Source organism: Sulfurimonas sp., from assembly GCF_029027405.1.
Lineage (GTDB): Bacteria > Campylobacterota > Campylobacteria > Campylobacterales > Sulfurimonadaceae > Sulfurimonas.
In genome coordinates, this window is sequence record NZ_CP093396.1 from 1,153,393 (window position 1) to 1,174,803 (window position 21,411).

24 protein-coding genes are annotated in these 21,411 nt (G+C 31.5%); 14 read left to right on the forward strand and 10 right to left on the reverse strand.

Annotated features, from left to right (window positions below):
* Positions 1-38: 38 nt before the first annotated feature.
* From MOV42_RS05400 to MOV42_RS05420, 5 genes are all read right to left on the reverse strand, one after another.
* Positions 39-686: a carbonic anhydrase gene (locus tag MOV42_RS05400; RefSeq protein ID WP_324172756.1), complete on the reverse strand. Its 648-nt coding sequence runs from the start codon at positions 684-686 to the stop codon at positions 39-41.
* 11 nt (positions 687-697) lie between these two features.
* On the reverse strand, positions 698-973 hold the full coding sequence (locus MOV42_RS05405) for a hypothetical protein (protein ID WP_324172757.1): 276 nt from the start codon (positions 971-973) through the stop codon (positions 698-700).
* Between the two features lie 55 nt (positions 974-1,028).
* Positions 1,029-2,375 carry a DNA repair protein RadA gene (gene radA / locus MOV42_RS05410; RefSeq protein WP_324172758.1) on the reverse strand — a complete coding sequence of 449 codons (1,347 nt, stop codon included), beginning with the start codon at positions 2,373-2,375 and terminating at the stop codon, positions 1,029-1,031.
* Between the two features lie 476 nt (positions 2,376-2,851).
* Positions 2,852-3,730 carry a signal recognition particle-docking protein FtsY gene (ftsY, locus tag MOV42_RS05415; RefSeq protein ID WP_324172759.1) on the reverse strand — a complete coding sequence of 293 codons (879 nt, stop codon included), beginning with the start codon at positions 3,728-3,730 and terminating at the stop codon, positions 2,852-2,854.
* An 8-nt stretch (positions 3,731-3,738) separates the two neighbouring features.
* On the reverse strand, positions 3,739-4,296 hold the full coding sequence (locus MOV42_RS05420) for a TlpA disulfide reductase family protein (protein WP_324172760.1): 558 nt from the start codon (positions 4,294-4,296) through the stop codon (positions 3,739-3,741).
* Between the two features lie 61 nt (positions 4,297-4,357).
* Here MOV42_RS05420 and MOV42_RS05425 point away from each other — a divergent pair, with 61 nt between their 5' ends.
* Genes MOV42_RS05425 through MOV42_RS05435 form a run of 3 tightly spaced genes read left to right on the forward strand, consistent with a single transcriptional unit; the run spans position 4,358 to position 6,809 of the window.
* Complete coding sequence (locus MOV42_RS05425) at positions 4,358-4,933, forward strand: 5-formyltetrahydrofolate cyclo-ligase (protein ID WP_324172761.1); 576 nt, start codon at positions 4,358-4,360, stop codon at positions 4,931-4,933.
* 18 nt (positions 4,934-4,951) lie between these two features.
* Positions 4,952-6,517, forward strand: a complete 1,566-nt coding sequence (gene rny, locus MOV42_RS05430) for a ribonuclease Y (protein WP_416385447.1) — start codon at positions 4,952-4,954, stop codon at positions 6,515-6,517.
* Positions 6,518-6,557: 40 nt separating this feature from the next.
* Complete coding sequence (locus tag MOV42_RS05435) at positions 6,558-6,809, forward strand: hypothetical protein (RefSeq protein WP_324172763.1); 252 nt, start codon at positions 6,558-6,560, stop codon at positions 6,807-6,809.
* On the opposite strand, the gene MOV42_RS05440 is transcribed toward MOV42_RS05435, so the two are convergent.
* Together MOV42_RS05440 and MOV42_RS05445 are read right to left on the reverse strand one after the other, a co-directional pair.
* Positions 6,801-7,538, reverse strand: coding sequence for a competence/damage-inducible protein A (locus MOV42_RS05440; RefSeq protein WP_324172764.1), 738 nt, complete (start codon positions 7,536-7,538; stop codon positions 6,801-6,803). The two genes, MOV42_RS05435 and MOV42_RS05440, sit on opposite strands and share 9 nt — an antisense overlap.
* A complete protein-coding gene (locus MOV42_RS05445) occupies positions 7,528-8,421 on the reverse strand; it encodes a cation diffusion facilitator family transporter (RefSeq protein ID WP_324172765.1) in 894 nt (297 codons plus the stop codon). The genes MOV42_RS05440 and MOV42_RS05445 overlap by 11 nt, the downstream gene beginning before the upstream one ends.
* A gap of 48 nt (positions 8,422-8,469) precedes the next feature.
* On the opposite strand from MOV42_RS05445, the gene cmoB reads away from it, so the two are divergent.
* Together cmoB and MOV42_RS05455 are read left to right on the forward strand one after the other, a co-directional pair.
* Positions 8,470-9,372 (forward strand): tRNA 5-methoxyuridine(34)/uridine 5-oxyacetic acid(34) synthase CmoB, encoded by a 903-nt coding sequence (cmoB, locus tag MOV42_RS05450; RefSeq protein WP_324173005.1) that lies wholly within the window; start codon positions 8,470-8,472, stop codon positions 9,370-9,372.
* Positions 9,369-9,866 carry a PaaI family thioesterase gene (locus MOV42_RS05455; protein WP_324172766.1) on the forward strand — a complete coding sequence of 166 codons (498 nt, stop codon included), beginning with the start codon at positions 9,369-9,371 and terminating at the stop codon, positions 9,864-9,866. The genes cmoB and MOV42_RS05455 overlap by 4 nt, the downstream gene beginning before the upstream one ends.
* 2 nt (positions 9,867-9,868) lie before the next feature.
* Here MOV42_RS05455 and MOV42_RS05460 read toward each other — a convergent pair whose 3' ends face one another.
* Complete coding sequence (locus MOV42_RS05460; protein WP_324172767.1) at positions 9,869-10,471, reverse strand: class I SAM-dependent methyltransferase; 603 nt, start codon at positions 10,469-10,471, stop codon at positions 9,869-9,871.
* A 1-nt stretch (position 10,472) separates the two neighbouring features.
* On the reverse strand, positions 10,473-11,066 hold the full coding sequence (locus MOV42_RS05465; RefSeq protein ID WP_324172768.1) for an MBL fold metallo-hydrolase: 594 nt from the start codon (positions 11,064-11,066) through the stop codon (positions 10,473-10,475).
* Between the two features lie 117 nt (positions 11,067-11,183).
* Between MOV42_RS05465 and MOV42_RS05470 the strand changes: the two genes are divergently transcribed.
* From MOV42_RS05470 to argB, 4 genes are all read left to right on the forward strand, one after another.
* Positions 11,184-11,990, forward strand: a complete 807-nt coding sequence (locus MOV42_RS05470; RefSeq protein ID WP_324172769.1) for an NAD+ synthase — start codon at positions 11,184-11,186, stop codon at positions 11,988-11,990.
* A gap of 134 nt (positions 11,991-12,124) precedes the next feature.
* Positions 12,125-13,246, forward strand: a complete 1,122-nt coding sequence (locus tag MOV42_RS05475; RefSeq protein WP_324172770.1) for a DegT/DnrJ/EryC1/StrS aminotransferase family protein — start codon at positions 12,125-12,127, stop codon at positions 13,244-13,246.
* 5 nt (positions 13,247-13,251) lie between these two features.
* The gene (locus MOV42_RS05480) at positions 13,252-14,157 is read left to right on the forward strand and encodes a tetraacyldisaccharide 4'-kinase (RefSeq protein ID WP_324172771.1); all 906 of its coding nucleotides are present in this window, start codon (positions 13,252-13,254) and stop codon (positions 14,155-14,157) included.
* Positions 14,157-15,008: an acetylglutamate kinase gene (argB, locus tag MOV42_RS05485; RefSeq protein ID WP_324172772.1), complete on the forward strand. Its 852-nt coding sequence runs from the start codon at positions 14,157-14,159 to the stop codon at positions 15,006-15,008. Before MOV42_RS05480 ends, argB begins: the two co-directional genes overlap by 1 nt.
* 56 nt (positions 15,009-15,064) lie before the next feature.
* On the opposite strand, the gene MOV42_RS05490 is transcribed toward argB, so the two are convergent.
* Positions 15,065-17,023, reverse strand: a complete 1,959-nt coding sequence (locus MOV42_RS05490) for a M16 family metallopeptidase (RefSeq protein ID WP_324172773.1) — start codon at positions 17,021-17,023, stop codon at positions 15,065-15,067.
* Between the two features lie 186 nt (positions 17,024-17,209).
* Here MOV42_RS05490 and MOV42_RS05495 point away from each other — a divergent pair, with 186 nt between their 5' ends.
* From MOV42_RS05495 to proS, 5 genes are read left to right on the forward strand one after another with little or no spacing between them, the layout of a single operon-like run.
* A complete protein-coding gene (locus MOV42_RS05495) occupies positions 17,210-17,491 on the forward strand; it encodes a DUF2018 family protein (RefSeq protein WP_324172774.1) in 282 nt (93 codons plus the stop codon).
* 5 nt (positions 17,492-17,496) lie between these two features.
* Positions 17,497-17,913, forward strand: a complete 417-nt coding sequence (locus tag MOV42_RS05500; RefSeq protein WP_324172775.1) for a hypothetical protein — start codon at positions 17,497-17,499, stop codon at positions 17,911-17,913.
* Between the two features lie 10 nt (positions 17,914-17,923).
* A complete protein-coding gene (locus MOV42_RS05505) occupies positions 17,924-18,811 on the forward strand; it encodes a polyprenyl synthetase family protein (protein WP_324172776.1) in 888 nt (295 codons plus the stop codon).
* Complete coding sequence (hemA, locus tag MOV42_RS05510) at positions 18,811-20,118, forward strand: glutamyl-tRNA reductase (protein ID WP_324172777.1); 1,308 nt, start codon at positions 18,811-18,813, stop codon at positions 20,116-20,118. The genes MOV42_RS05505 and hemA overlap by 1 nt, the downstream gene beginning before the upstream one ends.
* On the forward strand, positions 20,115-21,410 hold the full coding sequence (gene proS / locus MOV42_RS05515) for a proline--tRNA ligase (protein WP_324172778.1): 1,296 nt from the start codon (positions 20,115-20,117) through the stop codon (positions 21,408-21,410). Before hemA ends, proS begins: the two co-directional genes overlap by 4 nt.
* Position 21,411 lies beyond the last annotated feature (1 nt).

Here is a 21,411-nt window from a genome sequence, read left to right on the forward strand (position 1 = left end):
TGTATTTATTATATCGGAATTTATAAATTTTTTATAAATCATCTTGTCTTTGTTAAGTCTGTTAAAGGTAAAAACTCATAACTTTGTGCATCATAGTAGTCGATATTACCAGTTGCAATATCGTAATACCAACCATGTATAGATAAATCACCATCTTCAAAGCGTTTTTTTACAACAGGGTAAGTTAAGATATTTTCGATTTGTTTCATTACAGATAATTTTTCTGTTAATCTTAGTAAACTCTCTTTTGGAGCATTGGCACCTAAGCTAAGAATGGCCGTTGTTTTTGCACTTTCACCAAGTTCTAACCACTTTTTTGTATGTATAAGGGATGGATCAGTTATATCTTCATAAAGAGATTTACAAGCACCACAGTGCGTATGCCCACAAATTATGATCTCTTTAATTTTTAAGATGCTAACTGCATACTCAATTCCAGATGCTGTTGCGTGAAAATCTTCATCAGGCTTATAAGGAGGAACAAAATTTCCTACATTTCTTATAACAAATAAATCACCTGGATCAGACTGAATCATTAAATCTGGGATGACTCTAGAGTCAGAGCATCCAATAAAGAGTGATTTTGGACTTTGTCCACTGCTAACAAGAGCTAAAAGAGCTTCTTTATTCTCTTTAAAATAGCTTCTAAATAGTTTATTGCCTTTGGCATATGCTTTCAAGTTCAAAATATGGCCTTTTAACAACACTCTTTTATTTCTAAAACTTTTAAAATTTTTTCAAAAATATCACCAGCTTTTCTATCCATGTCATCATGGTACTCAATAACAAGCACTTCTCTACCTTTTGATATACTTGTTGTATATGTTTCAGGTTTGATTGAGTATTTTGATATTATTGTTTCTATGCAAGTTACTACTTTTTGTTTTTCTTCTTCACCTTTATAAGCTAATGATAATCTTGAAAATCTCTCTTCACTTCTAAACTCAGCATCTATCAATTTGATATCCTTCATTTGTTATATTTGAAGATTATACATTTTTTATAGTAAATTTTATATTAAAAGTTCTTTAATACCATTCTAGTAGCTTTGATACTTCATCTACAATAAATATTTTTAGTGGCGTTTTTTCTAATGGTTTTTTAGATAAAAGTACTTTTGTGATATTTTGCATCTTTGCCTCTTTTAATCTAGCATCAAGTCCAAAAACTTCTCTAACATCCCCAACAAGAGAAACTTCTCCTATGAAAATAGTTTCTTTTGATATAGCACGGTTTCTGAAGCTGCTTAAAATTGCTGCTAGAACAGCTAAGTCTGCACTTGTCTCTGTAATTTTAATTCCACCTGTAATATTTATAAATACATCATATCCAGATAGTGGAATTTCAAGTTTTCTCTCTAGTAAAGCTAAGAGCATATTTAATCTATTATTATCAAACCCAGTAGCTTGTCTTTTAGAATTGGGAGTATGTGATTCTGAAACAAGTGCTTGAACTTCTAGAATTATAGGGCGAGAGCCTTCCATAACAACTGTAAGTGCTGAACCAGCTTGTTTAGAGTTTCTGTTAAAAAAACGAGAAGATATATTTGTAGCAGATACTAAACCTTCACTTCTCATTTCAAAAACACCTATCTCACTAGTCGGTCCAAAACGATTTTTAAAACCTCGAAGTATTCGTAACTCTTGAGAACTATCACCTTCGAAATACAAAACAGTATCTACCATATGTTCGAGTACTCTTGGACCAGCTATAGAACCTTCTTTTGTGATATGACCTATGATAAATATTGCAATGTTTCTTTCTTTTGCAATCCTCATTAACTCAAAAGTGATTTGTCTTACTTGTGTTACTGAACCAGGTGCAGATGAAATATTCTCAGAATACATAGTTTGAATAGAGTCAATAATTAAGAATTCATATTCTTTATGTTCCAATTCAACTATAACTTGTTCTAATCTAATCTCATTCAAAAGATATAAATTTTCAACATTTGAGTTAAGGCGATTTGCTCTAAGTTTAATCTGTCCGCTTGATTCTTCTCCTGTTACATAGAGAACATTTTTACCTGTAGAAGCTATATTAGAGGCAACTTTTAGAAGTAATGTTGATTTTCCAACTCCTGGACTACCACCAATTAAAGTTAATGACCCTGGAACAACTCCACCTCCAAGAACACCATCTAGTTCTTGATCAAGTGAACTAAACCTATAAACTTCAGTTTCTACAATAGCTTTTATGCTTACAGCTTTTGAAGATCTACTTGATGAGGACTTTGTTTGTTTTACTACTTCTTGTTGATGTTCATTGAGTTCTATAAAAGAGTCCCAACCACCACAATTTGTACATTTTCCCATCCATTTAGGAGTTGTAAATCCACAATGTTGACATTCAAAAAGAATTTTTTTCTTAGCCATAATTAACCTCTATCTTTAGAATTTATAAATTATATGATTTTAAAAATAAAAATTGTAAAAGTATGACATTTTGTCATGTAATGAGTGTTAATAAAAAATATGGGGGTCTAAATAATCATCAACTATTTTCAACTTCAGGTTTTTAGTAAATCCATTATGTACTTTTAGCAGTTTTTTCATTGGAGAAAATACTCCACTAGATATTAAATTTGTAGTGTTATGGATTTAAATATTTTTCTAATTTTTGTATGTAAAAAGAGCACGAAGCTTGCCCTTGGGGTACAGCCATTTATAAATTAACCTTTGTTTACTCCTGATATACCATACTTTCAAGCACTTTTTAGACCCCCGTATCTTTCATTAAGCCTATAAATATTATTATGGATTATCTCTACTCTTAAAGTAGAACTAGGTACTTTTAACTTTTCTATTTCTTTCAACACAAGACTATTATAACAAAAAAAAAGTATTTTTCTCTAAGATACTTCTTCAAAGATAGCATCAAGTAAGCTATCAACAAATTCATACTTGTCAAATGGAACTAGGTCTTCAGGTTGTTCTCCTGTCCCTACATAAAGGATAGGAAGTTCAAGTGCATAAGCAATTGAAAAAACTGAACCACCTTTAGCAGTTCCATCTAACTTTGTTATGATGATTCCATCTATGCCTATCATCTCATTAAAAGCTTTAGCTTGAGCAATAGTTGAGTTTCCTTGAGTTCCATCTATGACTAAAACTGTTCTATGTGGGGAAGCAATATGAGCTTTATTACAGATACGCTTTATTTTTTTGAGTTCATTTGAAAGGTTTGCTTGAGTATGAAGTCTTCCCGCTGTATCTATTATGACATTGTCAAAACCTTTTGATTTTGCAGAGTCAATAGTATCATAGGCAACGGCTGATGAATCATGTCCTTGAGAGGATGATACTATAGGAATATCTAATTTTTTTGACCAAAGTGTTAGTTGTTCTATGGCCGCAGCACGAAAAGTATCCCCTGCACCTAAGATAACTTTTTTGCCTTCATTTTTATATCTTTGAGCTAACTTGGAAATAGTTGTTGTTTTTCCTGCTCCATTTACTCCAACTATAAGTTCTACAAAAGGTGATGTATATTCTGGCTCCTTGTAAGTTGTGTATGCCAAGGTTGCTAAAAGTTTTGAGCGTAAAACATCTCTAGTTATTTTACTCTGATATGTTTGCTCAATAATTATTTCAACTAAGTCATACTCAACATCAGCTTCTAGTAAAATATCTTCAAGTTCATCTTTTGTAAAAAAAACTTTCTTTTTAGGAGCAACACTTTTTATAGCCTCAGCTGTTTTAGATAATGACTCTTTTATAAAACCAAACATAATTTTACCTACTTTTCTAAGGCTAGTTTTATATCATTTTCTATAAGTTCTTCTTCTATTGTACCAATGTAATGATTTATATATTTTCCATCTTTATAAAGTGCCATAATAGGTATAGGATATCTCTCTCCAAGTTTTAACTCATTTACAATAGTATCAGCTAAACGGCGATTTTGATCAGAATTTACAAGAGTATAAGTTGCATCATATTTTTGTCTGAAATCCTGAAGTTTAGAATCAATAATTTTATCTTCAATGCTTATACCAATGATAATTAAATCATCTTTGTATTTTTTTTGTAATGAGCTAAGATGAGTTGCTGCTCCACGACATGGAGGACACCAAGTTGCAAAAATATCAAAAATAATAACTTTTCCTTGGGCTCCTTTTAATACGAATCCAGAACCCTCTTTTTTTACAATATATTGTTTTTTATCCAGAGATGTAAGTATATATTCATTTGCTGAAACCATGCTATTTGCATCTTTAGTAGTATCATTATCACTGCAACCTAAAAAGAGTAGTGTAGATGCTAAGATAAGCGAAAGTGTTAGTTTTTTAAACATAAAAGACCTTTGTTTTATTTTTTATAGTAGAATATATGAAATTATAACGGAAAGTTTTTATATGCCTCTTACAAAATCGATATTTAGAAAAAATTGTATAAAAAAAATAAAAAATACTCCCAAAGAGAGTAGATATTATCGTAATGCAATGATAAATAGACGATTGATGTTTGAACTTAAAAATGTTAAAAATGCAAAAATACTATTTTATTACCCTTTAGAATTTGAAGCAGATATAAGAAAAGCACTTAACAAAATGCGTAAAAATTGTGAAATATTGATACCATTTATGCAAGATTCAAGTTTTAAGATAGTACCATTTAGATTACCGCTCAAAAGAAAGAATTTTGGAATTTATGAAGCGGGAAATACGATAAAAAATATAAATAAAATTGATATAGCCATAGTACCTGCGGTTGGTGTTGCGACTAGCAAAGATGGTAGATTACAAAGAGTAGGATTTGGAAAAGGAATGTATGATCGTTTCTTTGCAAAGTTAAAAAAAAGACCATACACAATTTTTATACAACCAGAAATTTGTTTTACTAAAGAAGATATTTGCGATTCATATGATATCGCGTGTGATTTACTATTGACACCCAAAATTGCTATAAGACCCAAACGGTATGTTGGTTAGAGAATAGGAAATAAAATGATAAATGAAGTTCTGCTAGGTGGCTCAATAGCCACTGTGAGTGGGCTTATTGGATTTTTCATCTCTAAAAAAATTACTAATGCTAATTTTGATATTTACGTAGATAAGGCAAAGGCAAAAGCAAGTGCTATCGAAAATGAAGCACAACATCTTTTACATAAGTCAAACCTCAAATCAAAAGAGATTGAGTTAGAAGCTACAAAACATTATGAGAATGCAAAAGACAGAGCAAAGGCAGATTTACATCAAAGAGAAGATGATGTAATTAGAAAAGAAAATAGTTTTAAGCGTTATAAACAGAGTGAAGATAAGAGAATAAATACCGAAGCTAAAACTATCCAAGCAAAAAAAATAGATTTGCAAAGAAATGAGAAATTACTAAAATCTTTAAAAGATAAATATGAAAGAAAAATAGATGAAGCCTTACATGCGATAGAGCATAGTGCTGGCATGACACAAGATGAAGCAAAAGATGTTTTACTTAAAAAAATAGAAGAAAAATCTCGTGGTGATATTGCTCATATAGTTAGGCGTTATGAAATACAAGCAAAAGAAGAGGCTAAGAAAAAAGCAAATTATATACTTGCAGTTGCGACAAGTCGTTTTGCAGGAGATTTTGCATCTGAGAGATTAACTTCTCTTGTGCATCTAGATAATGATGAGTTAAAAGGTAGAATCATTGGGAAGGAGGGTCGAAATATTAAAGCCCTTGAAACCTTAATGGGCGTTGATATTATTATTGATGATACACCAAATGCAATACTTGTAAGCAGTTTTAACCTTTATCGTCGTGCTATAGCAACTAAAACTTTAAAACTTTTAATAGAAGATGGACGAATTCAACCTGCTAGGATAGAGGATATTTTCTCTAAAGTAAATGAGGAGTTTGAAGCTGGAATCCTTAGTGAAGGTGAAGAAATAGTTGCCAATATGGATATCGGTGTTATGCATCCTGAGTTAATGAAGCTTATTGGAAAACTCAGGTATCGTGCAAGTTATGGACAAAATGCATTAGCTCATACGCTAGAAGTTTCACATCTGTCTGGTTTGATGGTTGGAGAAATGGGTGGAGATGTTAGACTGGCAAAAAGAGCAGGATTACTGCATGATATAGGAAAGTCTTTAACACATGAACATGATGGAAATCATGTCGATTTAGGTGCTAATTTATGCAGCCGTTATGATGAGCATAGTGTTGTTATAAATGCTATTTATGCTCATCATGGACATGAAGATATAAACTCCATAGAGTGTGCTGCAGTTTGTGCTGCAGATGCACTCTCAGCAGCTAGACCAGGAGCAAGACGAGAGGTATTAGAGAGTTTCTTAAAAAGAGTAACTCAAATAGAAGAGATAGCATCTGAGCATAGTGGAGTAAAACAAGCTTACGCAATAAATGCAGGTAGAGAAGTTCGTGTTATAGTAAATGCTACTCTTGTAAATGATGATGAGTCTGTACTACTTTCTGGTGAAATTGCAAAAGAGATAGAAGAAAAAGTTCAATATCCAGGTGAGATAAAAGTAAATGTTATACGAGAGAGTAGAGCAGTTCAATATGCTAAATAGTTGAAAATCTTTGCTATAATGCCAAAAACAAGGAAATAATTTGTCAAAAAGAAAACCAGCTAATAATATCGAAAAACCAAAAAAAAGTACAAAAGTTGTAGATACTATGGTAGATTTTTTAATCATAGTTGGTGTTAGTTTAACTCTTTATTTCGGTGCAAATCTTCTAGGTGCTCCAATATGGTTAAGCTTAGGTATAGTTGCCATTTGGGGTGGTTTTACTGGTTATAAACCTGAAATCGTTCGAATTCCTTTTGGTTTTATGTATAAAAAAGATGAAGATTCAAAGTAGAGTGTAATCCACTTTGAATTTTTTAAGTTCATTTATAAATAGTTCAAAATACTTTTTAACTTCTTTTTCTTTATAACCACAAAGTGAAAGTTCAACTTGAGGTTTTTTATTTATAAAAACAGGTAGAGATGATAACTCAACACTTGGTGGTAAAAGTTTCATTTGCCCTATGAGTGTATCTTCACTTGTCTTAGCAAGTAGAGTAAACCTAAACTTCTTTTTACTTTTAGCACATATATTTTTTATAACATTCTTTATCATTGGGTGTGCCATTTCTGGAAATCCAGGAGTGAAGAAAAATCTATCATTTAAAGAAAAGCCAGACATATTGTTTATTTCATTGAAAAGTAGCTTAGCATCTGTAGGTAAATCTGACATGTGAATTCTATTTGGATAGGCTTTTTCTTTAAACCTATCTATAATATCTTTCTCAAACTTTTTATGACGTACTAAAGGTAAGCGTGTAAAAACTTCAGATGCTACTTCTCTTGTTAAATCATCAGGAGTAGAGCCTATACCACCAAAAGAAAAAAGTACAGAGTTTTTATCGGATTTAATAAGCTCAAAACTTTTTTTCATAAGTTCTTTATCATCTTTTACAATAAAAGAGGCAAAAAGTTCTTCATTATATTTTTTTAATTCATCACGAACAAATTTAAAATGCTTATCTTCTCGTCGTGCATTTAAGATTTCAGTTCCTATGATTAGAGCATAAAAATTAATACTCATTTTTTATCTCATTTATTTCTGAATCATCATAAGGGTCCATATGAATTATAGTATGAACTATTTTATCTTCAAAAATATTTTTTATTTTTAGCTCTATTTTATCCGTAATAGTGTGTGCATCATATAGAGATATACTTACATTAAAAACTGCATGAACAGAAATAAAAATATGTGAACCAGACTCCCTTGTTTGAAGAAAATGATAATCAGTAATATCTGCTTGATTTGTTAAAATATTTTCTATGTTTTCTATGTCTTCTTGAGATAGAGCAGCATCTAAGAGCATTAAAACACCTTCTTTAATTATGGGAATAGAAGAGTAAATCATAAAAATAGCTATCCCAATACCTATAACAGGGTCTATTAATTGTTCTCCTGTCATTGAGATAAGAGCTAGTGCAATTAGAACTGCGCTATTTGAGAAAAGGTCAGTTTTGTAATGAAGTGCATCTGCTTTTATGACCATATTTTTTGTTTTTTTAGCAACATAGTTTAAGAACATTACTAAAAAAAAAGTAATAAAAATAGAAACCAACATTACCCAGATGCTACTTTGCATAAATGCCACCTCTCTTGGGTGAAATATTTTAACGAGAGCTTCATAAAGTATGAAAATAGCAGATAGAGAGATAACTGTTCCTTCTATTACAGCAGCAAGTGGTTCAATCTTGTTTCTTCCAAAGTTAAATTGCTCATCAGCATTTTTTTCTGCAGTATTTAGAGCAAAATAATTAAATAATGAAACAGTAAGGTCAAGTAAACTATCGATTGCAGATGCTAAAACAGCAATAGAACCACTTAAGATGCCAACTGTCATTTTCATTAAAACAAGTGCGCCTGCAACCGAGGTGGATACAACAGTAGCTTTTTTTTCTAATCGCATTAAAGTTCCTATGAGTATTTGGATACAATTATACAAAAATTTAAATATATAAAGAATAAAATGAACTTAAAAGATTTAAAAGAAGATAGACAAAAATGGATGACTTGGAAAAATATAAAACCTCTTCAAGAAGCACTGAGTTTACTTAAGGAAGGCTCATTTGATGTTGAACTTGGTGATGTGGTTAAAGTAAGTGGAAAAACAGAAGACAATATAACAAATATTGCAAAAATGATGATGCCTTGGAGAAAAGGTCCATTTGAACTTTTTGACACACATATAGATGCTGAGTGGAAAAGCAATATAAAATACAATCTTTTGAGAAAGCATTTTAATTTAAAAGATAAGAAAGTTGCCGATATAGGATGTAATAATGGTTACTACCTCTTTCGTATGCAAGAAGATAAACCGAAACTTTTAGTTGGTTTTGACCCATCTCCTTTATATAAAACGCAGTTTGATTTTATAAATCATTTTGTAAAGAGTAAGATAGTTTATGAGTTGCTTGGTGTTGAGCATCTAGAGATTTACGATGAGAAGTTTGATACTATTTTTTGTTTAGGCGTTCTTTATCACAGAAGTGATCCAGTAGCGATGCTAAAGTCACTATTTAAAGGTTTAGAAAATAAAGGTGAAGTAATATTAGATACTTTTTATATTAATGGAGAAGAGGAGATGTGTTTATGCCCAGAGTCATCTTATTCTAAAATACCAAATATATATTTTGTACCTACCATACCTGCGCTTAAAAACTGGTGTTTAAGAGCAGGATTTAGTAGTTTTGAAGTTTTAGAAACCTCAACTACAGATGCCCAAGAGCAGAGAAGAACACCTTGGATAGAAGGACAATCATTGGAAGACTTTTTAGATAAAGATGATAAAACAAAAACGATAGAAGGCTATTCTGCTCCACAAAGAGTATATGTTAAATTGATTAAGGAGAAAAAATGAGTGAAAATAAAAATAAGCTCCAAAAAGAAGAGCTAAATGATGAAGATTTAGAACTTGATGATTATAGAGAAAGAGAGGAACATCTTGTTGAAATAAATACACATGAATCAATAAATAGAGATTTAGTTGGTGAGGTTATTAAACTAGAAAAAGGCTATGTTCAAACGAAATTAATTACTACTTCTGAAATGGTTGCTGATGATGAAGGTTTAGTGCATGGAGGTTTTGTTTTTAGTGCTGCAGATTATGCTGCGATGCTTGCTGTAAATGAAAAAAATGTAGTTCTTGTTGGAAGCGATTGTCAATTTTTATCTCCTGTTAAATTTTCTGATGAAGTGAGTTTTATAGCAAAGGTAAGACATAAAGAAGGAAGAAAAAGAAATGTTCATGTAGAAGGATATGTTTTAGATATAAAAGTTTTTGAAGGAGAATTCAAAACTGTTATAACTGAAAGGCATGTTCTAAAATTAAAACTTCTTGATGAAGAAGCTTAATCTTAGCTTGTTTTTTTAGCTGTTAGTAAAAAAATTCCAAATTTTTTATGTGGTTTACTTATGTTATTTATATTTTCAAATTTAACATGAGTAAAACCAGCATTTGTTACAATCTCAGATAATTTTTTTTCATCAAAACCAAAGTGAAATACACCTACATTATCCGAGTGAAAACTTCCATCTTCTTTTTCTAAATCTGCAATAGCTATAAAACCCTCATCATTTAAATTTTTATATATTATGCTAAAAAATAGTTTTAGATTTTGGACATGATGAAGAGTCATGGAACTAACTAAACCATCAAATTTTCTTTTAAGAGGTTCTTTCACAATATCTTGACAATAAGTTTGGATGTTAAGCTCAGGAGTGTTTTTAGCTTTTAGTTTTTCAAGCATATTTTGGGAAGTATCAACACCGTAAACTTGTTGTACTTTTTTTGCTATTTCAAAGCCAAGGAGTCCTGTACCAACACCAAAGTCTAAAACTTCCATTTTTGATGTTAATTTTATTTTCTCAAAAATAGCATCTGCTATTTTTTTAGCACCATTAGTTCTTCTTGTTTCTTGATCCCAGCCATTTGCTCTTTTTTCAAAATGGTCTTTCATATTAAAGTTGTCCTATCCAATAATCAGCATATTGCTGTTCTTGTTTTATGGTTGTAGTTCCACCATGTCCAGGGTAAAGAGTTTTATCAAAATCAAATTTTTTAAACCTCTCTAAACTATCTTTCATATCAGATGGAGATGAGTATGGAAAATCAGTTCGCCCGATTGAACGCTCAAAAAGAAAATCACCACTAAACATAGCGTCCCCTATTTCTATCATAGAACAGCCTGGACAATGTCCAGGAAAGTGGTGAAATTTAATCTTAACTCCTTGTAAGTCTAACTCTTCATTTGGCTCTACTTCAACATCTGGAGTAGAGGGAGGAAGGTCTGGCATCCAACTACTTTCTTTTAGTAGCATAACATCACCTTTTGGAGTGTAGAGCTTTATGTTTAGTTTTTTTTGAAGCTCATTATTTGACCAAACATGATCAAAATGTCCATGCGTGTTTAAAATAGCAACGGGGTTTGTTACATTTTTCATAACCCAGTCAGTCGCATTTACGCCTGGGTCTATTATAAAATCTTTATCATTAACAGTGATAATGTAGCAATTTGTTTGGTAAACACCCATAGCTTGAACTTTAATCTGCATAAGTTTTCCTGATTTTTTTTTTGATTGTAACAAAATTATATAAATAGTGGAACTAATTAGTTACTAAATTTAGTTATAATGTCTTTTCTTAAAGAAATTTAAAGGTTTAATAAAAGCATGAATAAATATTCACAAATATCAGATTATTTAGAGCGATTTTTAGACAATGAAGTTCGTAAAACTGGTATTAAAAAAGTTGTTTTAGGTCTTAGTGGTGGACTTGATTCTGCTGTTGTAGCAGTTTTAGCACACAAAGCTTTTCAAGATGATTTACTTTGTGTTAAAATGCCTTCTCATTACTCATCTCAAAGCTCTTTAGATGATGCAGATGCGCTTTGTAATGATTTTGGTATGAGATGTGAAGAAGCTTCTATTGCAACTTTATTAAAAGCATATGAAAAGTTAAACCCAAATATGGAAAATTTAAGAAAAGGAAACTTTTCATCTCGCATGAGAATGTCAACAATTTTTGATATCTCTGCAAGAGAAAATGCTTTAGTTTTAGGAACAAGTAACAAAAGTGAGTTGATGTTGGGTTACGGGACGCTCTTTGGTGACTTGTCAAGTGCCATAAACCCCATAGGCGACCTTTATAAAAGTGAAGTTTATGAACTAGCAAGATATTTAGGTGTAACACAAAGCATCATTGATAAAGCACCATCTGCTGACTTATGGGATGGACAAAGTGATGAAGTAGATTTGGGGTACACTTATGCACAACTTGACGCGGCAATGAAGCTTTATGTTGAAGATAGGTTAACAAAAGAAGAGATAGTTGAAAAAGGTATAAATGCTAAGATGTTAGACATGATAATAGGGCGAATTTTTCGTAATCATTTTAAGAGAAAGATGCCTGTTATTGCAAAGCTAACTTCAAGAACTATAAATCATGATTTTAACTATCCTAGAGATATAACCTTGTAAAAATCGCACTTGTGCGATGAGCTTACCGCTGAGGTAAACTAAGCGTTAGCGTAGGTGTTGGGACTAGTTCCGATACCGTGTAAATAGATGAAGGGTTTCCTTCATTTTATGAAATAAAATCAAGGAATATGATTATGAAAATACCATTTAATAAATATAATAGCGGACGAGAAGAACATAGTAATGTAGCAGATGTATTAGATGCTGAAGATTTAAATCAAGTTTCTAAATTAGAAGATGAATTTGTTTCATATATTGGAGCGGGATATGCACTAGCAACTTCTCATGGAACTTCTGCACTTCACTTGGCAATGTTAGCGCTTGATTTAAAACGAGGGGACAAAGTTGTTTGTAGTGTAAATGCGCATCCAAGTTTGCCAGAAGTTGTTCGCCACTTTGATGCTGAACCTATTTTTATAGATATAGAGCCTCTAAATTATAATATTAACTTAGATTTACTAGAAACTTACCTTGAAGACAATCAATCTAAAAAATTAAAGGCAGTTATAGTTACGCATATTGGTGGATTAAGTGTAGACTTAGACAGACTTTACTCAATTGCTAAGATTTATAATGTAAAAATAGTCGAAGATGCAAGTGAAGCCTTAGGTGCAACTTTTAATGGTGTAAAAATAGGATCTACTGGTGCAGACATTACCTGTTTTAACTTCTCTTCTCACTTAAAGAAGAACGTTTGTAATGGTGGGATGCTTGTAACTGATGATGATGAAATCATGGAGAGAGCAAGACTTTTAAGTAACCATGCAATCGAGCGTGATGAAGATGCTTTAGAGTATATTTATGATGTTGTAGATATTGGCAATAATTATTCTATGAGTGAGTTAGATGCTGCCTATATTAGAGCTCAAATAAAAAAACAAGATAAAAATTTAGCAAGACAGAAAGAGATAGCAAGTATGTACAGTGGAAGTCTTGAAGGTACGGCGCATATAACCTTACCAGATATGTCAAATAAAGAGCATCCTTTTTCTTTGTTTATTGTAAAAGTAGATAAAAATCGTGACTCTTTTGCACTAGAGCTTAAAAAAGTAGGTGTGGAGTGTGGGCTTCACTACATTCCACTTCATCTTTTAACTTACTACAAAGCAAAGTACTCTTTAAAAATTAACAATTTTCCAAAAGCCCTACAAAGCTATCAGCAAATATTATCTATCCCTATCTATTCAAGTATGGATGATAAAGATGTTAAATTTGTTTGCGATAAAATAAAACAAATAGCAAAAACTAGAGTTTAATAACTTTGAAGAAAAGTTTAGTTTTTTTGGTTGAGCAGTATTTTTATAGTCCTACTTTACTTCAAAAATTACTCTCTACTTTACTACTTCCACTAAGTTGGATTTACTGCTTTGGTATGTTTATCCGATTTAAAACTTCAAAACAAATAGATTTTGGTATAGATATTGTTAGTATTGGAAACTTAAGTGTTGGTGGAAGTGGAAAAACACCACTCGTAACTGCTCTTGCTTTAAAATATGAAAATGTTTGCGTAATCCTTCGTGGATATGGAAGAGGTAGTGAAGGTCTACAAGTTGTTAAAGATAGGGATAAAATCTTGTGCGATGTCGGTGTTAGTGGCGATGAAGCTATGATATACGCACATAAACTCCCAAGCGCAATGGTTATAGTTAGTGAAGATAGAAAAAAAGCGATACTAAAGGCTAAGAAAATGGGAGCAAAGATAGTTTTTTTAGATGATGCCTACTCAAAGCATGATATAAAAAAATTAGACTTTATTATTGATGTAAAAATAGATAACAAAAGTTGTCTTCCTTCAGGTGCTTTTAGAGAGAAACTTTGGAACGCTAAAGAGGCTTTTGTACTAAAAGAAAACAAAGATTTTACAAGGCTAGTAGAACTTAAAAATAAAAGTGCTAAAATGTCATTAGTAACAGCCATAGCAAGACCATCACGATTGGATGAGTTTTTACCTGAAGTTGTAAGTAAGAACTATTTTGAAGACCATTACAGTTACAAAAAAAAAGAGTTAGAAGAGATTTTAATAAAAGATAAATCAGACACTCTTTTAGTAACTTACAAAGATTATGTAAAGATTAAAGCTTTTGAATTACCAATATCTTTACTTGATTTGGAAGTAAAAGCCGAACAAAAAATATTTGATAAAATAGACCAATATAGGAATAAATAGTGCAAAAAAAGATAGAAACAGTAAAGACTCTACTTGAGGCATTGCCTTTTATAAAAGAGTTTAGAAATGAGATAGTAGTTATAAAATATGGTGGTTCAGCACAAACATCTGCAAAACTAAAAGAAAAATTTGCTGAAGATATTTTACTTATGTATCTTGTTGGGATTAAGCCTGTTATAGTTCATGGTGGTGGAAGTAAAATTACTGAGATGCTAGATGCACTAAATATAGAAACAAAGTTTATAGATGGACAAAGAGTTACAACTAAAGAAGTTATGAGAATAGCAGAAATGATTTTAAGTGGAGAGATAAACAAAGAGATAGTATCTTTGCTAAACTCTCATGGAGCAAAAGCCATAGGTATAAGTGGCAAAGATGCTCACTTTATAACTGCAAAAGCAAAAGATTTTGCAAAATGGGGACTAACTGGAAACATCAATGCTGTTAAACCAATAGTACTTTCAAAACTTATCGCTGATAAGTTTGTACCTGTAATCGCTCCAATAGCAGCTGGAGAAGAGATGGGACATCCTGGGTTTAACATAAATGCAGACCTCTGTGCATCTCATGTAGCAAAAGCAATAGGAGCAAATAAAATTATCTTTTTAACAGACACAGCAGGTGTTTTAAACAAAGACAAAGAACTCCTCGTAACACTTACAAAAGCTGAGGTAGAAGCACATAAAGCAGATGGAACTATAAATGGTGGAATGGTACCAAAGGTAGATGCTTGTTTAGAAGCCATAGACGGTGGAGTAAAAAAAGCTCACATAATTGATGGAAGACTAGAACACTCAATGATACTAGAACTTTTTACCTCTGAAGGCGTTGGTACTGAGATAGTTCAGTAGAATATTGCTACTCCCTCTAATTACACTTCTCCTTTTTCTATTATTATAGTTGTATATTATTCTAAATTTAAATATTTATGTAAATCTTCTTTTAAATGTTCTGCATTACTGGCTCTTAAATAAAAGGTGTTACCATTTTTCAACTTAACTTCGATTAATGGTTTCCAAAAAAAGATTGCTGAACCAATAATCTTTATAAATTTACTTATACTCCATTTTACAACATCAATTTTTTCAATCATATCTTTAGAGACGACAGTAATATTATTACCTATAAGATACATATTTTCCTTGTCAATATCTAACTGGGCATAATACTTAAATGCATACCTATAAATAATCAAGAATATTATAATCGAAAATATCCCGTCCATAACCGTCACAATATAACTATAAGGGACATTTACTGTATAAATAAAATATGGGTCTCCTAATAAAAATTTACTAAGAAGATATTTAATCCATTCCCAGATAAGTGAAGCTAATAAAAATACAAATAGGAATTTTAAAAAACCTAAAAAACGATTTGATAGCCTACGGTTTAGTATAACTTCCCTTTTTGTGTAAGTTAAACCTTTTTGATAATAATCAATACGATGCATCTTAAAATAAACGATAGCCAATAAAATCATTAGTAATAGGCTCAATATAAACATTTCAAATGGAAAGAAATAATAATCACGATAAATTATTTCATACCCATTTTCTGTTGTAAATGTATTTTGAACTACTTTACGAAATTCATCATGTGTTATAGAGTGAAATATCTGATGGGCTGTATTGTCAGTAATATTTTGCTCATCACGCAAGTATTGTGCAGTATTTACAAGTGACATTAAAGATTTACTATCATGTTCTATTGAAGTATAAAAGTCTGTCTCATATTTTCTTAAAGCATCATCAATTGTAGAATCACTCAGATGTGAGACATCATTTAAAAAAGCCTCTTTAACATATTTAATATTATTGTTAAACTCATCTCCTAAGCCATCAAAATATATACTTGCGATACCTGCTTTTCTATCAGTAAACATATTTGCTTGCACGCTGTAGGTATTACCATTTTTATTACGTAGATGTTGTTGAATACGTAGTGCAACATTATTAGTATATGCACTTAATATAAGATACTTTTTATAATTATCTTGTAAATACTTTGCACCTATATAGCCAGCATTTTTGTCTAAACCTTCATAATAACGTTTATAATTATTTTTATTTAAAGTAGGATTTTCCAGTGGTTTGATGGCTTTTTTAGTTCCACTTTTATCATACTGCCCATACTCTTTTTCAATAACTTTTTTCATCTTTTGTATATCAAAATTTCCAACTACCGTTAAACACATATTTGCAGGATAATAGTAAGTATCGTAATGCTGTAATACTCTTTTTAATGAAAAATTTTTATTATTTTGTTGTGATAGGTATAGAGGAAGCGAAGGCTTTATACTTTTTAGTCCAAACTCGTCTCTATGTATATTTTCTTTAGGTGGGGCAATCCACTTTAAAGTACTTAGAAGATTAGAAATTTTTTTCTTGTACCATTGATACTCTCCTATTTCCGTCTGAAGAGCACCTTTTTCTACTTCTAAATCTAAGTTTGTGACTTTTTTATCAAATAGCATCTTGGCAAAAGTCTTTGTAATCCAATACGAATGCTTACTATCTATGGTTGCAGTATACTCTGTTTCATAACGTCTTGTGTAGCCATTAACATAAGTACCACCCTCTTCGAGAATATAATCCATATAATCTCTATGTGGTATCCTTTCATCCCGAAATACAAGATGCTCTAGAAGATGAGTAAGTCCTAATGTTTTTTCATCCTCTACAACACTTCCAACTTTTATCTTGATACGAATCTGTGTATTCTCAGACTTTTCATCATTAAGTAAATATACTTCTAAGCCATTATTTAATTGATAGTATTGAATATCCTCATATCGATCTTGATTATTTTTATTACTGGCATTTACTACGGAAAGAAAAAGTAATATCAATATAACTGCTCTCATTTACACACCTTAACTAATAATATAATTTGTATATTATATCATTAAATTCAACATGTTAGTTTTAAAAATATACTCCATTGTGAATGAATTTCCACTTATAGAAAAAATAGTAACTAAAAAGAAGTTAAGCTGTTATTATCATTGTGATGATATAATCGCAATTAAATAATATAATTAAGGTTTAAAATGTACGGATTATTTGAAGATGAAGATGATATATTTATGGGTTCTCCTGAGAGTAAGTTGATGGACATAATATTCAATGCGAACAACGATGTCGTTAGATTTGACTTAACAAATTTTATAAGAAGAAGAGCCGCTATGGAACTTATTTTAGAAAAAGAACTTGGTGAAGATTATGATGATAAAATCTCAAGATTTATGGGAAGTGATCGTGATGAAGTTGAAAATAAAATGAAGAGTTTATGTATAGAGTTGATGGGTGAAATAGTTTCAAAAAGTGAGTAGATAAAGTGAAAATTTTTTTACAATTTTTTCTTTTTTTAGTGCTAAGCGTTAGCGTAGTTCACGCGGACGAGTTTAGAGATATAGTTAGTGTATCTTTAAAAAAAGATGAAGTAAAGAAAATTCTTGTAAAATATGGTTCAGTTTCTAAACTATTGAAATTTAGATGGACATTGTATAAAAATGATGGGTTAATTATTCATCGTTCTTACGACAGAGTAATAGCACAAAATATTCTTTATCTTAGATATAAAAATGAAAGTTTTAGAGTTGTGCTAAAACCTAAAGGTGCTGATTATTACAAGGTTCCTTATTTATTAGTACAATTTAAAAAATTTGATTTTGAAAAAGATGAAGCAATATTTGACTTACTTCTGTCTGATAAAAGTATGTCAGTTAATTTAAAATATTTGAAGAATAACTAAAGAGGTGTTGATGCAAAGAGTAGAGCATGAAATACAAAGACTGATAAAAGAGATTGATTATGACGAGGTTACTCGCCTTTTTGATATGCTTAGTGGTGGTAAAAGATTACGAGCAAAACTAATCTTAAAAATTGCACCCGAACAAAAAAGTGCTCCTCTCTTAGCTGCAATAGTTGAGCTTATTCATGGTGCAAGTTTGCTTCATGATGATGTGATAGATGAAGCACTTACAAGAAGAGGTGTAGCATCTGTAAATGCAACTGATGGAAGTAAAACTGCTGTAATGCTAGGAGATGTTCTGTATTCAAAAGCTTTTAGTGAACTTGTGCAGTTTGACAAAGAGATAGCTAAGAGTATCGCTTCTTCTGTTACTTCTCTTTCTTGTGGAGAGATGCAAGATGTGAAAATGGCGGAAGAGTTTAATGAAGATGAAGATAAATACTTAAAAATGCTTTATCTTAAAACTGCTACCCTCATAGAGTCAGCAGCTTACGCATCTGCACTTTTAGCTGGTAAAGATGCACACTCTTATGGCATCTATGGCAAAAACCTTGGTCTTTCTTTTCAGATAATAGATGATATTTTAGATATTACTTCAGACCCTGCAACACTTGGAAAACCTGCTATGAATGACTTTGTAGAAGGTAAATGTACACTTCCTTACATTCATCTTTACAAAGAATTAAACCAAGAGGACAAACAAAGACTGAAAAAGTCACATGCAAAAAGTATAGATGCCAAAGAAGCTCTTTGGATAAAAGAAAAAATGAAAGAGCATAAAAGTATTGAAAAATCATACGAATTGGCTAAGACATTATCTAATGAGGCAATGCTTGCCGTAAAAGATGAAGTTGCCTTAATAGAGATATTAAAAACAATGATAAAAAGAAGTTACTAATGCATTATTTAAATATAAGTTTTTCACATAAAAATTCTCCTCAAGAGATACGAGAAAAATTATCTTATCCAGATAAAGAACATTTAAACGGATGTTTAACAAAACTTAATGAAAGTCCATCAATCAATGAAAGTATACTTATCTCAACTTGCAACAGAATGGAAATATTTTGTAGCTGTAATGATATAGTTGGTGCGACACAACATATTTTTGAAAAGTTGACAGATAGAGTTGGTATCAGCATCGAAGAGTTGGAAGGTCGTGCTGATATTTATGATGATAGTAGTGCTATTCATCATCTGTTTATGGTTGCATCTTCACTTGACTCTATGGTTGTTGGTGAAACACAAATCGCAGGACAACTCAAAGATGCTTTTAGATTTTCATATGACAATGGTTTTTGTGGTCAAAAATTAGCTCGTGCAATGCATAATGCTTTTAAATGTGCGGCAAAAGTTAGAAATGCAACAGAGATTTCATCAAAACCTGTTTCCATTGCGAGTGTAGCAGTTGCAAAACTAAAATCTGTTTTGGATAGCGTAGAAGGAAAAAAGACTCTTATCATTGGTGTAGGTGAGATGTCACAAATCACAGCTAAACACATGGTTTCTAATGGTGCGGATGTTTACATTATGAACAGGACAAAAGAAAAAGCTGACATTTTAGCCCAGGAGTGCGGAGCTAAATTTTTAGATTTTGACCAACTTCATACTGTTATAAATGAGTTTGAAATAATTTTTACAGCTACATCTTCACCCGTTCCTATCATAACAGATGACATCATAAAACCATGTGATTTTGATAGATATTGGTTCGATTTAGCACTTCCTAGAGATATAAACTATCATAAAGGTGAACGAATTAATCTTTACCAAGTTGATGATTTAAAAACTATTGTTGATGAGAATAAAGGTCTAAGAGAAGAAGAAGCTAGAAAAGCACATACAATTATCGGAAGAAGTACAGTTGCATTTTTTGAATGGCTAGACACTCTAAATATAGAACCGATGATAAAAGAAATATATGCAAAAGCATTTGAAGCCGCAAAGTTAGAGAGTGAACGAGTTTTAAATAATGGCTATATTCCAAAAGAGTATGAAAAAGAAGTTCATAAAATGGCAAAGCAAGTTGTTAAACGCTTTTTACATAATATGACCTCAAAGATGAGAAGTGTGTCTGAAGAATCAAAGTCAGATATGATAACAGGTGCCTTGCAGTTTTTAATTAAAGCAGATGAAAATGTAGAGATGCCAGATAAATACAAATGTGAACATGCATTAAATGTAATTCAAGGATCAAGTAAATGAGAAGAAGTAAAGCCTTTATCCCTACAACAAAAGAGGTACCTTCAGATGCTTCGCTTCCATCACATCAGTTTTTAGTTCGTGGGGGTTTTATTAACCAACAAGGAGCAGGACTTTACAACTATATGCCACTGGGCAAAATTGTTTTAGACAAGATTAGAGCTATTGTAAAAGAAGAGTTAGATAAGTCTGGTTGTATAGAAGTGCAACTTAGTTTTGTTACTCCTATGGCTTTATGGGACAGAAGTGGTCGAGCAGATGATATGGGCAAAGAGATGCTTCGCATACAAGATAGACATCAAAACTCGTTTGTTCTGAGTCCTACAAATGAAGAAGCTATGGTTGAGTTGGTTAAAAATAGAGTAAATAGTTATAAAGATTTACCTCTAAACTTATACCAAATAAATACAAAATTTCGTGATGAAGCTAGACCTAGATATGGCTTGTTGAGAGGTCGTGAATTTTTGATGAAAGATGGTTATTCTTTTCATGCATCTACTGAGGACATGATTAGAGAGTTTGGCTTGATGGAGCAAACTTATAAAAATATTTTTACTAGACTTGGTCTTGATTTTAGAGTAGTTCAAGCTGATAGTGGAGCTATTGGTGGAAGTGGAAGTAAAGAGTTTCATGTTTTAGCAGATAGCGGTGAAGATACTATTGTGATTTGTGACAGTTGTGCTTATGGTGCAAATATTGAAACTATTGACAGCATAGATGATGAATATAATGAATTTACTTATGAAGAACTACAAACAAAAAACATAGAAGAAAAATGTTCTTGTGGTGGAGTTCTTAGTTTTAAAAAGGGCATAGAAGTTGGACATATCTTCCAACTTGGAACTAAATACTCTACGGCATTAGAAGCAAACTTTAATGATGAAAATGGAAAACCAAGACCATTTGAAATGGCAACTTTTGGCATAGGGGTAAGTCGCCTAATAGCATCTGTGATAGAGCAAAATCATGATGAAAATGGTTGCATCTGGACAAAATCAACAGCACCATACATGGTGAATGTAATGGTTTCAAATATTAAAGAAGCACCCCAAGTGGAGTTGGGTGAAGAGTTATACTCTAGACTCGTAGAGTCTGGAGTAGAAACTATGATTGATGATAGAAAAGAGAGATTTGGCTTTAAAATGAAAGATGCTGAACTCATTGGTTTTCCTTTCACAGTTATAATAGGAAAAGAGTTAGCTAACGGTCTCGTGCAAATTTATGATAGAAAAACAAAAGAGAAAACCTCTGTAAACAAAGATGAAGTTTTTGATAAAATAATGGAACTTATATAAG

Coding starts and splice junctions, on each gene's coding strand:
- MOV42_RS05405 (WP_324172757.1), bottom strand. CDS start 973: ATGAAGGATATCAAATTGATAGATGCTGAGTTTAGAAGTGAAGAGAGA.
- radA (WP_324172758.1), bottom strand. CDS start 2,375: ATGGCTAAGAAAAAAATTCTTTTTGAATGTCAACATTGTGGATTTACA.
- ftsY (WP_324172759.1), bottom strand. CDS start 3,730: ATGTTTGGTTTTATAAAAGAGTCATTATCTAAAACAGCTGAGGCTATA.
- MOV42_RS05420 (WP_324172760.1), bottom strand. CDS start 4,296: ATGTTTAAAAAACTAACACTTTCGCTTATCTTAGCATCTACACTACTC.
- MOV42_RS05425 (WP_324172761.1), top strand. CDS start 4,358: ATGCCTCTTACAAAATCGATATTTAGAAAAAATTGTATAAAAAAAATA.
- MOV42_RS05440 (WP_324172764.1), bottom strand. CDS start 7,538: ATGAGTATTAATTTTTATGCTCTAATCATAGGAACTGAAATCTTAAAT.
- MOV42_RS05445 (WP_324172765.1), bottom strand. CDS start 8,421: ATGCGATTAGAAAAAAAAGCTACTGTTGTATCCACCTCGGTTGCAGGC.
- MOV42_RS05455 (WP_324172766.1), top strand. CDS start 9,369: ATGAGTGAAAATAAAAATAAGCTCCAAAAAGAAGAGCTAAATGATGAA.
- MOV42_RS05460 (WP_324172767.1), bottom strand. CDS start 10,471: ATGAAAGACCATTTTGAAAAAAGAGCAAATGGCTGGGATCAAGAAACA.
- MOV42_RS05465 (WP_324172768.1), bottom strand. CDS start 11,066: ATGCAGATTAAAGTTCAAGCTATGGGTGTTTACCAAACAAATTGCTAC.
- MOV42_RS05470 (WP_324172769.1), top strand. CDS start 11,184: ATGAATAAATATTCACAAATATCAGATTATTTAGAGCGATTTTTAGAC.
- MOV42_RS05475 (WP_324172770.1), top strand. CDS start 12,125: ATGAAAATACCATTTAATAAATATAATAGCGGACGAGAAGAACATAGT.
- MOV42_RS05490 (WP_324172773.1), bottom strand. CDS start 17,023: ATGAGAGCAGTTATATTGATATTACTTTTTCTTTCCGTAGTAAATGCC.
- MOV42_RS05495 (WP_324172774.1), top strand. CDS start 17,210: ATGTACGGATTATTTGAAGATGAAGATGATATATTTATGGGTTCTCCT.
- MOV42_RS05505 (WP_324172776.1), top strand. CDS start 17,924: ATGCAAAGAGTAGAGCATGAAATACAAAGACTGATAAAAGAGATTGAT.
- hemA (WP_324172777.1), top strand. CDS start 18,811: ATGCATTATTTAAATATAAGTTTTTCACATAAAAATTCTCCTCAAGAG.
- proS (WP_324172778.1), top strand. CDS start 20,115: ATGAGAAGAAGTAAAGCCTTTATCCCTACAACAAAAGAGGTACCTTCA.